This window comes from Streptobacillus felis (assembly GCF_001559775.1).
GTDB classification, from domain to species: domain Bacteria; phylum Fusobacteriota; class Fusobacteriia; order Fusobacteriales; family Leptotrichiaceae; genus Streptobacillus; species Streptobacillus felis.
In genome coordinates, this window is record NZ_LOHX01000131.1 from 1 (window position 1) to 13,970 (window position 13,970).

Below are 13,970 nucleotides of genomic sequence, written 5' to 3' on the forward strand. Positions count from 1 at the left end.
TTCAAAATGTTTGTAATTATTTACTTCAAAAAGTTGATTTTCTTTTGTGTTTGTGATACTATTTAATTGTATTTTTAGCATAACTAATTATACCATAAAACAGTGATTTTATCAATGTTTATGCGTGTTTTTAGTTCAAAAAAAGCCAGCTTTATTTCTGGCTTTTTTTGTTTATTTAGACTGTTTATTTCGGAACAGCCCCTACATTAATTTATTATAGTCTTATTTCTTTATTTCTTTTAGGTAGCTTACTCCTTGTTCCAGTGTATTTTCTACATTGAAGTATTCAAGGGCTGTAGCTGCTGTATCTGACATAGTTTCTCTATGTCCTATTTGTTTTACTGTATTGTTTTTGTGTTTTTTTGAATATATCATTAAAGGGGTATTTTCTCTAGTATGTTGTGAGTGACCTATAGTAGGATCATTTCCATGATCTGCTGTAACTACTAATATATCATCATCATTTAATACATCTAATATTTTTTGTATATATCCATCAGATATAGTTAGTATATCTGAATATCTTTTAGCATTTTGTGCATGTCCAGATAGATCTGTTTCTTGAACATTAATACAAAAATATCCTTTATCACTTTTTTTAATTTCTTCAAGTGTTAATTCTAGTATAGTTTTAGTATCAACTAAATTAATAAAACTTTTACCTTTCTCATTGTATACTATATCTGCAACCTTACCTATTAGTGTTACATCTATTCCATTTTTTGCAAGTAAGTGAGGTATTTGAGTTTTAGGATCTACACCATATCCCATATGTCTTACCATATATCCTTCTTCATATACTAAAGATAAAGGTGCATCTATACCCATATATTTACCTTCTTTTTCTCTAGCTGCAGCAAATATTGATTCTTTAGTAGCACGAGTTCCACCAAATACTATTACTCTTTCAACTTTAACTATATCTCTAACTATTTGGGCTATCTTTATTTCATCTTCAAAACTAATTTCCTTAAAACTTGTAGTAACGTTATATACCTGACCTAAATCTGTTTCTAGGTTATCTCCTATTGCAACCTTATCATTTACCCAAAGATATTTAACATTTTCTCCTTTTCTTTCAACAGTATATCCATTTTCAATTAATTTATTTTCTACTTCATCTATATAGTAAGAAAAAGGTTTAATTAAAGGTTTTTCTGTTTTTGTTCCCATTATTTCTTGATGTCCTAAAAAAGTATCTCCTCCGTGATGTTGTAATTTAGATTTCCCTATAACACAACTACTTACCTTTTTCATATTTTTTGTCTCATAATCTAAAATATTCATTAGTCCTAGTTTTTCAAGAGTTGGCCATTTACTTTCTTTAACTTCTTCTAATATATGTACTGCTGTATTTGCTCCGAAATCTCTTTTTCTAACTTCTAATACATCATCCATATATCCTACACCAAAACCATCTAAAACTAATACAATAAATCTTCCCATTTTACATCCTTCTTTCTAAGCCTTGAGCACTGTATCTTTTAACTACTTGTGGTTTACCACTCTTAATACCTTCTATAATTATCACATCTGATCTTGTAACAAATATTTGTGTCCTAAAACATAGTATTATTGGTGTAAATACATCATATTTACCTTTCATAGATAAATAGTAGTCTATATTATCTGAACAGAATTTTTCAACTTCCACTACCCTATTATCTATATATGCATTTTTCATATTTCCTCTTGGATAATATCCACCACCATAGAAATAGCTATTATCATTAAAATTATGAGATATTTCTGAAATATATAGATAAGCTGGAACTTCATCTCCATATTCCTTATTAAATGGTGCAGTACCTGTTAATGCATGTCCAGGTTCTGCATGTGTTCCACCATATTTAGCTATAAGGGGGATATTTTCTACAGTAGTAACTGAAGGTAAATTCACATGTTGTATTTCTATACCTTCATCTTCTAACATTTTCTTTGCATCTAGTACTGAAAATAGGTTATTTGTAACTTCTATTTTTTTTGTTTCATCTGAATAAAGGAAACAAGGAAAAGATGTAAGTCCACTTAATCTTACAGCTTCTAATTCTTTTATTCTTGGGAGAATTTCTTTTATTGAATCTAAAGAAAAGCCTGCTTCCTGTCCTGGATAAATACTAGAGTCTTTTTCTAGTACTCTTAACATAATATCTTGTACTTTACCTAATTTTTTTGATATTTTTGATATTTCTTCTATCATTTCTATAGAATATACTGTAATAATATCACAACCATAAGATATTACCTTTTCTAAAAAGCTTTTAGGTATTTGAACTAGATGTCCTACATTACCTAGTTTAAGTCCATTTTCCATCATTATTTCAACTTCTTTAAAATCTACGCATACTGCACCACTATAACCTATTTCTTCTAATCTTTTTGCAATATATGGATTTCTCCCTATTTGTTTAAGCATATAGTAAAGTTTAATATTATGTTTTTTTGCTTCATCTAATATTTTCTTAGCATTTTCCATTAGAGTATCTAAATCAATAAGGTAACTATCAGGAAGTATTTCACCCTTACTATACTCACTTAAAGCCACATCAACAAATTCCTTATTATCTTTAAGTAATCTATTTAAAAACATATTATTCACCTCTTTCTAAATATGCTTTTTCAATTATTTTAGCTATAGTTTCAGCACCTGCTCTATTAGGATTTATTCTTATCATTCTATCTATTAGTGTTGGATCATTTTGTAAGAAAGTTCCACTTACCCTATAAATTAAAGGTGATATTTCAAATTTTGATTCAGCACCAACAGGATGGGACAATGCTCCAAATTCTATAGTTTTTTCTATAACTTTTCTTGCAACATTTTCTTTAAATTCAACTAACAATACCTTTGATTGAGCATTAGCTATATATACATTTTTAATATATGGAAATCTATTCTCATCCTTAAGTAAAACATTTAATTTTTCTATCTGACTTGCTTGTATGGCTAGTGAAACGGGAGCATATACTAGCCCCCTTAGCACTTCCATAGCTTCAAATCCTTGAACTTGTGAACCACCGGAGTAATTATTTTTTCTCATATTTTTAATATATTTTTCTTTACCTATAATTAAACCTACTCCAACAGGCCCAAGTAATTTAAAGCATGAGAAAGCTGAGATGTCAGCTCCCATTTCAACGCCATTTTTCTTAGTTTTTAAAACTGCATAATTGTCATCTATTATTATCCCTATATTATCATCTATTTCTTTTATTTTTTTTACCACAGTTTCAAGATTGTAGCTATCATGTAGACTTTGTCTTGTATGTTGCAATAGCACAACTTTTATATCATTTTCTTTAATATATCCTTCTAAATTAGTTAAGTCATTAAAGTCATACTTTAATATATTTAATTTCATTGCTCTTAGATTAACTTCACTAGTTTTGTATATAGGTCCTTCGTGAACTAATATTTTATCCTCATTTTCTAGTAATTCAAAAAATGATAATCTTAATGCATTAGTTCCTGAACCTCTTACTAAAAAGGCATCTTCTGCACCAAAGAACTTAGCAAGTATTTTTTCAACTGTTCTAGTTCTTACAGGCATATTGTTAGTTTTTTCTACACCTAGATCTCCTAAACTTAAAAAATCTATTCCACTAATATTTTCAGTAATTATTTCAACTAATTTAAATTGTTTTTCTATTGCTTCATCTAAAGTTATAGATGATAAAGGGTAAGTTTCCATTTTAATCTCCTATTTGTATAATTTATCTCCAACCAATTTCATAACTTCTCTTCCATATGGCCAAGTTGATCTATATGAAGTTTTTTCATTTACTCCAAAGTTTTGCTTATTAGTAAGTATTACAACTTGTACATGGTTTTTTAAGTCATAAACTACTTGAGTTCCAGTAAACCCAGTGTGTCCTACGAAGTTTTCATTAGCATACATTCCCATGTATCCTGATTTTTCTCCACCTCTATTTATTTCATAACCATAACCATGTCCAAAACTACTTTGTACTTTTGTGAATTCTTCTGCTACTTCTTTAGAATAAATAGTTTTTCCATTGTATGTTCCACCATTTAGTAAAACTTCTCCTAAGACATATAGCTCATATGCTGTAGAGAATAGTCCTGCATGACCTGCAACTCCATTATTTGCATAATATGAGTTACCATCATTAACAAGACCTGTTAAAGTATTTCTTCTCCAATATCTAAATGAATCAAAATCTTCATCTATCTTGTATCCAAAATTATCATCTTTTACCATTCTTTCTTCAAATGGATTACCATGTGAAGTTGAAGCTATATCTTTTCCAGAATAAGCTTCTAATGGTAAGAATCTTGTTCTTACTAACCCTAATGGATAGTATATATTTGTAAATACATAATCATTTAATTTCATATTACTAACTTTTTCAACTATGAATCCTAACATCATAAATGATAAGTCGCTATATTTTCTAGCCGTACCTGTAGGATATTCTAATCCTAAATTACATATGTAATCAAGTACTTCCTTACTATTTTGTGCATGATAGAATATTGGAAGCCAAGGTGTTAGACCTGATGTATGAGTTAGAAGATCTCTAACTTTTACATTTTCCTTACCATTTTTACCAAATTCTGGTATATATGTCATTACCCTTTCATTTAAATCTATTTTACCTTCACTATTAAGTTTCATTATTGCTTGTGTAGTTGCAAATATTTTAGTAAGTGAAGCTATATCAAAAATAGTATTATCTTCCATTTTTCTTATTTTCTCTTCACCGTTTTCTAAAACTTGTGCATTTCCTATAGCTTTATGATAAAGTATATTCCCATCTTTTGCAACTAGTACTACAGATCCTGGCATAACTTTATCAGCTATATGTTTTTCTGTTATTTTATCTAATTCATCAAAGTTTTTAGCAAAAATATTAACAGAAAAAATTAGTGTTAATAAGACATATATCATTTTTTTCATTTTAATCACCTATAAAAAATTTTTTTGGATTACTAATTAACATTTTCTCAATTGATTCTTCCTTTATTCCTACTTCTCTTAATTTAGGTAAAAATACATCAAATAGATAAGAATATCCTATACCTCCCATATATTCCATATTAGATTTTCTTGTAATATCTAAAGATAGGAATACTTTGTCTATATATCCTGCTTTTTCTATTTGTTTAAGCATTTCTACTCTTAAATCATCTGCAAGATAATTGTTTTTACCTATAGTATCAAATTCGACATATACTCCTTCTTTTAACATAGATAGTATATATTGTATATCACCACTTAAATCAACATGACCTATAACTACTCTAGATAAATCAACACCATGTTCTTTGAACATTTCTATTTGTTTTAATCCATAAGTACCTAAAGTTGTATGAGTAGTTATTGGTACCTTAGTAATTTTATGTGCTTTTATAGCACTTAAAAATACTTTTTCTTCAAGTTCTTTCATTTCATTAAGTGATGTACCTATTTCTCCTATTATACCTGCTTTAATATCTGTTCCATCTATTCCTACTTCTATATCCTTAACCATTAAATCAGCTAATTCATCTATAGTCATAGTTTCAACAAAATCAGGTAGGAATGGTACTTTGTAAAACCCTGTAGCAAATATGAAGTTAATACCACTTTCTTTTTGTATATCACTTACATATTTAACATCTCTACCCATACCCATATTTGTAACTTCAACTATGTTTCTAACTCCTTTAGAGTATAGCTTTTTCATTTCTTCTATCATTTCTTCTTTTGCATCTAATCTACAATCTAAATTATTATTTTTGTATTTAGATAAATCTATAAACATATGCTCATGCATAAGTGTAAAGCCATCTTTTAACATAAAACTCCTATCCAGCAACTACAGGAACAAATAGTTTAACTAAGAATAATATGTTAAGTATAATTCCAAATAGTATAGTTGCTATTGGTCCTACTGCCATATCAACTAAAGGTTTCTTACTTGCTCTATTTAATAGATATACACCTATAACAAATAAGTATCCAAGACCGTTATTTCCAGCCATATTATTACATGCAACCATAGCACCAACTAATAATGCAACTTCTAATACTTTAGTCATACTTGTTCTTATTTGATCTCCACAAGCTTTAATTCCAGGGAATTTATCAAGTAATTTAGCTATTTGTTCAAGCAAGATAATTTCTAGTCCTAATGTAGCTGCTCCTAAAACAAATGCTACTATAGGGTTAGATACAAATATACCTATAGCAAATACAAATGTTAATCCAGTTGGCCCGTATACCCCTGTTGTAATTGCAGTTGTAGCTACAAGTGGTATAAATCCTATAGTTCTTGCAAGAGCAACTATTCCTGCATCAAATTTTTGTCCTTCAGCTATTAAGTTTAATGAAATTGGATCTCCTGCTAACATTCCAAGACTTACTGCAGCAGAAACTAGTCCACCCATTAATGAAAGTATTAAAATGTTTTTCTTAACTTTAGCAACTCTTTCTGAGAATATTCCTATAAGTGTTGCATTAGAATTTGTTGATTCTGTTTTATCATTAATAGCAAAGAATAACATAACTATAATACCAACAAGTAATGCTATACCGTCAGCATTTAAAGATATTGTTGCGCTTCCTACAGCGAATTTACCAAATACTGATACAAGTTGTCTAGCTATTAATACTATCATTAAAGACAGAGCACCTTTTTTTACTCCATATTGGTAACCAATAACTAATACTGGGAATACTGCAAATGCCACTATAATTGGGCTTCCTATTGCTGATAAGTTAGGTAAAAAGTTAACAGGTAATTTAGCAAATATGTCAACTACTGCTTGTAATCCTAAAACTAATCCTACTCCATATGCAGCCCCTGCACCACCAGATAAAACCATACCTTTTTTATCTCTAGAAAAAGCTGTACCAATAATATCTGTACCTAGTAAGATACTATGTATAAGTATTATTGTTTTACCTATAGAAAAAGGTATTCCAAACCCTATAACTAAACCAAAACTTAAGGCAAAACTTGTTGCAGATAGAGATTTTCTATCCATTCTTCCTTCTAAGTTTTCTGGGATTAAAGGTCTTAATCCATCATTAAATACTGCTATACCCTGGTTTGCTAATATTGATGCAAGACCAGCTAGCATTGCGATTACGATAATTTTAATAAACATAAACTTATCCTCCTATATATTTTTTTATCATTTCTATACTTTTTTCTGCAGCATTAGGTGTGAATCCAAATGCTACTTTTCCTTCTTCAATACCTGCTTTAACCTGAGCTTCTTCTAAAGTCTTACCAGGAGATGCTACAGTTAAACATTTATTTGCACCTAGTATTGCTATAGCCATGGCAAGAGCTCCTCCACCACCTGTGTTACAAGCACCAAAGTAATAGTCATAAGTTCCCATCTTCATTGCCATAGCAGCATCTATATCTGATTTAATATCTATAGTTGCTCCAGGAAATTCCCTTTCTAAAATTTTAGCTACCATTTCTTTGTCGATTTGTCCACCAACTACTATTTTCATTTTAATTACCTCCTAATAATGTCACTAAGTGTGTCATCATAAATCCATATTCATTTTCATCAATTTTTTGATTAATACTTTCTTCTATTTTGCTATATATATCTTTTGCATTTTCATATACAGTAAATATTTTTAACTCTTCTAATTCTTCGCTTTCTAAAGGATTAATACTTTCTCCATCTCTCATTCTTTTAAGCATCATAGTTAAATGAGTTACTAACATAGATCCATTTTCTTCATTTAAAGAAATATTGTATTTATCTTTAAACATATTTATAACCTTTAAAACGTTAGAAGATATATTTTCATCTATAACTCCAGCTTGTTTTAAAATATCTATACGCGTCTTTAAGTTCTCCATTTTACCTCCTATTTTCAAAATTTTGAATATTTATATTAAAAAATTAATATCTTGGTACTATTTCCTTATTTAAAACCTTCTTTTGTATGTTAATTATACTTTCAACATCAAGTATATCATTAACTAAACTTTCTATTAATTCATTGCCAGTTTTAATAACTATAACTGCTTCATTTGCATTATTTTTATCAACTATATCTATTTTTTCTACATTAATATCAGATACAAGATTTTCTTCTAATTCATCTATACTAAGTATGGCCTTATCAATTATTCCATCTCTAAGGTTTTTAATTATGTTATCAGAATTTATTTCTACAAATTCACATTCCTTATCTTTAAAGTATTGTGTAGAAAAATAGTATTGATCTTCTGAATTTTTATCTATACCTACCCTATTTCCCAATTCATTACCTTTTAGTGATAAAAGAACATGATCAGATACATAGCTATTTGGTCCAAATCCTAATACTTTTTTTACTCCCTCTATAGCTTGTGCACTATATGCAAGCCTAGACATGATGGCAAAATCATATACTCCTTCTTTAAGCATCTTAGTTCTTATACGTGAACCTTGCATGTATGCAAAGTAAAATGATATACCTTTTTTAATAAATAGCTCTTTTATAGCAGTTGCAAGACCTTCATATCTTTTAGTATATGGAAGTGGCATAACCCCAACTATATGTTTAAGTTCTGCTTTTTGTATTAGTAGTTCTTGCGACTTATATATAATTACCTTACCAAAAGCACCTTTTTTTTGAAGCTTTATAGCCCCAGATAATTCTAATTCTTCAAAAGCCTTATGTACTGTTCCTACTGAAAGATTAAATTCATCTTTATACTCTTTTGTAGATTTTACTCTATCTCCAATCTCTAGCATCAAAAGATCTCTTGCTATCTTTATCATTCCTATATCAACTTTGTTTAATACCCTAATTCTATTCATAACACTCACTTTTCAATATTTTGAATATTCAATATATTATACCCTGATTTAGCATTTAGTCAAGAGGGATAAAAAGAAAATGCAATAAAAAAGAGAAGAATATTCCTCTCTATTTGTTTAATTTATAATATATTTTTTTACTTTTTGTTCAACTTCATTTGAAGTAAAAACAAGACAAATATTAAATCAAAAATATTTTCAAGATAATAACCATTTCAGGAATCAAAATATGAATTTCTTTTGAATTTTTAGTTTATTTTGTAACAGTCTCTATAACTATATTAAATATTTATTTGGTTGTTTTATTTTTTAAAATTGTTAATAATCCATTTTCATTACTTTTTACTTTTTTTGTATATTCAATTATTACATTTATTAAATCATTAACATCATCAAAATATTTTATATAGAATGATTCTTTTTTTTGGATTTTTTATATTCTAAATACTTATTTTCTTCAATTATTACAAGCATTTCTATTTCAGGATAAGTTATAATATGCTTTACATCTACCTTGTGTTTATATAGTTTACCTAACTTAAAATTTTCTTTTATACTGTCGTGAATAATGTATAACTCTATTTTACCCTCAAAACCTTTTGATAAATATTTTCTTTCAAATACAGCAGCAGATCTTTCTCTGATTAATTCTCCATCCAATAAATCTTCTCTATTAAAAATTAGTTTATCTTCATCTAGAAGTTTATTTATAATAAATGATTCGGCCCCACCTTCACAAATACAAGCTATAATTTTTTTCAAATTTATCACTCACCATTCATTTTATCTTTAAAAAATTTTTTTAAATTCATGTATTCTTCATATTGAACCGCCGCTTCTTTAATGTATCCTGTTTTAAATAACTCACTTTTTTTAACATCATTTCTTTTGATTTTATTATTCAATTTCTGTACTTCTATTCCATTTTCATTTGATGTTATATATATATTATCTGTTCTAGTAAATTCATCTATTAACTCTGAATAATGAGTTGAAAAAATTAGTGTAGATCTATTTTTATTAATATTTTTGTCTACAAAAAATCTTATCAATGTATTAACTATTTCTCTATTAAAATGATTCTCTATTTCATCAATAATTAAATATCCACCCTCTTTTAATATATATTTCATAACTACAAATATATTTATACCTTTAACAGTACCTGAAGATAAATATTTTTCAAACTGTAATAAATTATTTAGATATATTTCTTTTTTATTATTAAACTTTAATAATGCATCATTAGTTTCTTCATTAAATTTAATATATTCTATATTGGAATCTAAAATACTTAATATTTCTTTTGGTATATCACCTATATATCTCAATAAATTCATGTTAGTGCTATTTATTAAATCCATAAATATTATTTTTTTATTATTTGTTATAGAAGTTATTATACTTACATCATTTTGTAAATATTGTTCTTTCCCATCTCTATTTATTACTTTTTCAACTTTCTCAAAATTTAACATATTTTTTCTATTAATAGTTTTATTTATTTTTTTACAATATATAGTTTCTTTTTCAAATTTGTATCTATTTTCTAAAGTGTATATTTTTTCTAGTGATATCTTAGATTCCAACTTATATATATAGTCTTTTCCATCACTAAACACTATCTCTAAATCATTATTCCTTGGGCGAAAAAACATATCTATATCTTCAATATCATTTAAAGATTTTCCATTAAGTATACTAAATACAACTCTAAGTAATTTTAAAATACTAGTTTTACCCGAAGCATTTTTTCCTACAATAGAAATAATATTATTAATAAATATATTATTAAATAGATTTGATGCCATATTGTCGTAAGTATCTTTAACTCTTTGTTCAGCAAAAAAATCAATTTCTATTTCTTTCTTTATCATACTTATTCCACTGATCTTTAAATTAAGAATCTTCATTTCCACCACCTCAAAAATATTTTATCATTTAATAAAATTTTTTTCAATATATTTTTTGATTTTAAACGGTTTTTGTGTTTTAAATTCTTAATATTAGATTTTTTAGGACAAAAAAGACTATTTAAAACATCTTTTATGTAATAAATAGTCTTGGTACAAATTCTTAAATTCCTCCTATTAAAATATCGAAATTTTACTTCTCTCTATTTGTTTAATTTATAATATTCATCTTTAAAGTACGTATGGCTTATTACCCATTGTTTCAGTCTTAATGACACTATAAACCCATATATACCACAAGTTATTATAGTTAACAATAACCATACTATCCATTTCCCTATAAGTTGTGATCCCTTACCATCAAAATATAGTTGTTTTCCATTAATATATGTGTTCTCAGCTTCCCATCTGTAATTTGAAGCAAGTAACCATGGTGTTAATAAGCCTAGCGTTAATACACTTAATATTGTAATAAATATATTATGTAAAAAATAATCTAGTACACTAGCTCTAAATTCTGACTTCACAATATCATCTCCTTAAAAAAAGTGCTAGTTCCAAGCAATAAACTAGCACAATATATCTCTAAAAGCTAAAGAAAATATCTCAAAAAATATTTCCAAATAATATTTTATCAAGTAAAACATTATTTGTCTACATATTTTTTATACATTTATTTAAAGTTTCTGAAACAACTCTTACTATTACTCTTTCCATTACACCTTTGAAATGGAAGTTTGAAATATGTATTTCATCCTTTATCTTTATACCTATAACTCCCTTTACATCATCTGTTAAGTTATTATTATGTATATTAGAATCAGAAATAACTGCTATATTTATTTCTTCATTCATATTTGCTAAAATTTCCTCTATCCCTTCTTTAGGGCTTAGGACTACTTTTGATTGTTTTAATATTCTTGCAACATTTTCTGATTTAGTTAAAGTCTGTGTTAATAATCCAAAGGTACCACTTTCAAATATTTCTAAACTAGCATATTTTTCAACTTTTTTACTAAATATATTGGGTAATTCACTTTGACTTTCAGAAATATCATCATCACCTATTAAATATATATATTCTTCACAAATTTCTTTAATATTTTCTACTACTTCCATAACATCATCCATAGTCTTATTTGAATTAGTAACCCTTATTAATACTTCTCCACTTTTAGCATAAAGAGCTACAGTTACATCTTTTTGATTTTTTAATATATAATCCAGTTTTTCCTCAAGTGCTGATTCACCTATACCATATATTCTAATGTATTTAGATATTATCTTCTTATCTGAATATTTTTTTAAATATGGTTTTAAAGCATTTTGATACATAGATTTCATCTCACCTGGTGGTCCTGGAAGTATTATTATTCTCTTACCTTCTCTTTCCATAATCGCACCTGGAGCTGTTCCAACTATATTTGGTAATATTATTGAATCTATAGGCAACATAGCTTGTTTAATATTATTTCTCGTTGCCTCATTAGTAGGTGAATATTTTCTACCATATTCCCTTATTCTTTCCCATTCCTTTTCACATAATTCTAACCTTATACCTAGATATTTTGCTGCTACTTCTTTAGTAATATCATCATCAGTAGGCCCTAGTCCCCCTGTAAGTATTAGTGTATCTACCATTTTAAAGCTATCATCTATTACCTTAGTTAATCTATCTTCATTATCTCCTATAGAAATGTGTAAATATACATTAATTCCTAGCTTTGCAAGTTCCTTAGATAAATAATGTACATTTGTATTTAATATATCTCCTATTATTATTTCTGTTCCTACAGATATTATTCCTACATTCATACTTATTCCTTTATAGTTGTTGAAATTTGCCATAGCATACCAAATTTATCTTCAAAATTAGCATATGCTGGTGACCAGAAAGTTTCTTGCATTTCCATCAACATATTTTTAGCATCCTTACTTAATTTTTCATATACCCTTCTTGCATGTTCTACATTATCAAGTATAAGGCATGCACTCATGTTATATCCATGCTTATATTCAAAATCAGGATTTTCATCAGATATCATTAATCTAAACTCTCCTACTTTAAGTTGTGCATTTAATACTAAATCCTGATGTTCTTTAGGACAATCTGGATTATGATCCTTAAAATACATTAGGCTTATTATCTCTGCATCTAATGCTTCCTTATAGAATTTTACCGCTTCTTTTCCATTACCATTTGTTATTAAATATATTTCTAATGCTGTTATCATTATTTTCTCCTTCTTATTTTAATCATTACAGTTACAAGTCCTATAGTTAATAGTATATGTCCTATTCCTGCCATACCAGATAAAGCATGTATGTTAATAGTTTTTTCACCCTGAGACAATATTTCATACATACCATAAACAACCATGTTAGTTATAGTTAGTATAAGTCCTGTAACATATATTTTAATATATTTTTCTATTTCCTTTATATCCATTCCTTTAGTAAGTAAATGTATAATTAGAAGTAATATAAATCCTAAAACTAAAGTATGTACATGTACTTTACCTAAGTGATTAGATGCTTCATAGCTATATGCTCTAGTAAACTCCCTAAAATATACTCCTCCTATTAATCCCATAATTAAGAAAGTAAGAGAAATATCATAAATATTCATTTTTTTGATATAGTGTTTGTATCCTTCAAGTACTATATACACATAGGCTATAGTTTTAGGCATCATTAGCGCACCTACAGCTGGAAACTTATCTGCAAATAGGACTACAGGTAAATAGAAAAGGAAGCTTAAGAATATTAATAGTGACATATTCTTTAATCCTTCTTTATCCCTATGCATATATGACCACATTACTAAAAGTAATCCCATAATAGCAAAAGGTATATTTCTTACTATACCCATAGTGTAATTTCCAGGTAATGTCCCCCAGTTATTTTGTGGCAACATTACAAGAACTATTCTAATTAAGGCTAGAGATATTATTATCCATTTCTTACTTTGAGCTCTATCATCACTCTTTTCCCTATAGTAGAAATAGTACATAACATAAAATACAGTCATAGTAATACTAGTTACAAATTGTCCCCAAGACAAAGCTTTTGCGTGTGCTTCAAACCCTTTCGGACTTAAATGTGATATTACTCTTGGTATAAGGTGAAAAGCATCACCTAAACCTAAAAGTATTGCCATAGATCCAAAAAATTTTGACCCTCTCCCATCATTAATTACTAGTCTTACACCTAGTGCAATAACTAGTGATAAGTAAATTATATCAAATAAGCTTTCAAATAATCCCATCATT

At 27.6% G+C, this 13,970-nt stretch carries 15 protein-coding genes; all 15 read right to left on the reverse strand.

What is annotated here, in order from left to right:
* Window positions 1–222 precede the first annotated feature (222 nt).
* Window positions 223–1,446 carry a phosphopentomutase gene (locus AYC60_RS02195; protein ID WP_067320768.1) on the reverse strand — a complete coding sequence of 408 codons (1,224 nt, stop codon included), beginning with the start codon at window positions 1,444–1,446 and terminating at the stop codon, window positions 223–225.
* A 1-nt stretch (window position 1,447) separates the two neighbouring features.
* Entirely contained in the window at window positions 1,448–2,590 is a 1,143-nt protein-coding gene (locus AYC60_RS02200; RefSeq protein ID WP_067320771.1) for an alanine racemase, read from the reverse strand.
* 1 nt (window position 2,591) lies between these two features.
* Window positions 2,592–3,692, reverse strand: a complete 1,101-nt coding sequence (locus AYC60_RS02205) for an aminotransferase class V-fold PLP-dependent enzyme (protein WP_067320774.1) — start codon at window positions 3,690–3,692, stop codon at window positions 2,592–2,594.
* A 9-nt stretch (window positions 3,693–3,701) separates the two neighbouring features.
* Complete coding sequence (locus AYC60_RS02210; protein ID WP_067320777.1) at window positions 3,702–4,922, reverse strand: serine hydrolase; 1,221 nt, start codon at window positions 4,920–4,922, stop codon at window positions 3,702–3,704.
* A 1-nt stretch (window position 4,923) separates the two neighbouring features.
* Window positions 4,924–5,805: a phosphotriesterase family protein gene (locus AYC60_RS02215; protein WP_067320780.1), complete on the reverse strand. Its 882-nt coding sequence runs from the start codon at window positions 5,803–5,805 to the stop codon at window positions 4,924–4,926.
* Window positions 5,806–5,812: 7 nt separating this feature from the next.
* On the reverse strand, window positions 5,813–7,117 hold the full coding sequence (locus AYC60_RS02220; RefSeq protein WP_067320783.1) for a YhfT family protein: 1,305 nt from the start codon (window positions 7,115–7,117) through the stop codon (window positions 5,813–5,815).
* Between the two features lie 4 nt (window positions 7,118–7,121).
* Window positions 7,122–7,475 (reverse strand): DUF2620 domain-containing protein, encoded by a 354-nt coding sequence (locus AYC60_RS02225; RefSeq protein WP_067320786.1) that lies wholly within the window; start codon window positions 7,473–7,475, stop codon window positions 7,122–7,124.
* A gap of 1 nt (window position 7,476) precedes the next feature.
* On the reverse strand, window positions 7,477–7,836 hold the full coding sequence (locus AYC60_RS02230; protein WP_067320789.1) for a PRD domain-containing protein: 360 nt from the start codon (window positions 7,834–7,836) through the stop codon (window positions 7,477–7,479).
* A gap of 43 nt (window positions 7,837–7,879) precedes the next feature.
* Window positions 7,880–8,785, reverse strand: a complete 906-nt coding sequence (gene yhfZ, locus AYC60_RS02235; protein ID WP_067320792.1) for a GntR family transcriptional regulator YhfZ — start codon at window positions 8,783–8,785, stop codon at window positions 7,880–7,882.
* 402 nt (window positions 8,786–9,187) lie between these two features.
* On the reverse strand, window positions 9,188–9,547 hold the full coding sequence (locus AYC60_RS02240; RefSeq protein ID WP_067320795.1) for a hypothetical protein: 360 nt from the start codon (window positions 9,545–9,547) through the stop codon (window positions 9,188–9,190).
* A 5-nt stretch (window positions 9,548–9,552) separates the two neighbouring features.
* On the reverse strand, window positions 9,553–10,698 hold the full coding sequence (locus AYC60_RS02245) for an AAA family ATPase (RefSeq protein WP_067320798.1): 1,146 nt from the start codon (window positions 10,696–10,698) through the stop codon (window positions 9,553–9,555).
* 203 nt (window positions 10,699–10,901) lie between these two features.
* Window positions 10,902–11,225: a DUF898 family protein gene (locus tag AYC60_RS02250; protein WP_197416928.1), complete on the reverse strand. Its 324-nt coding sequence runs from the start codon at window positions 11,223–11,225 to the stop codon at window positions 10,902–10,904.
* 127 nt (window positions 11,226–11,352) lie between these two features.
* A complete protein-coding gene (locus AYC60_RS02255; RefSeq protein ID WP_067320802.1) occupies window positions 11,353–12,513 on the reverse strand; it encodes a molybdopterin-binding protein in 1,161 nt (386 codons plus the stop codon).
* 2 nt (window positions 12,514–12,515) lie between these two features.
* Window positions 12,516–12,932, reverse strand: coding sequence for a VOC family protein (locus AYC60_RS02260; RefSeq protein ID WP_067320804.1), 417 nt, complete (start codon window positions 12,930–12,932; stop codon window positions 12,516–12,518).
* On the reverse strand, window positions 12,932–13,969 hold the full coding sequence (locus tag AYC60_RS02265; protein ID WP_067320806.1) for a DUF2871 family protein: 1,038 nt from the start codon (window positions 13,967–13,969) through the stop codon (window positions 12,932–12,934). Before AYC60_RS02265 ends, AYC60_RS02260 begins: the two co-directional genes overlap by 1 nt.
* Window position 13,970 lies beyond the last annotated feature (1 nt).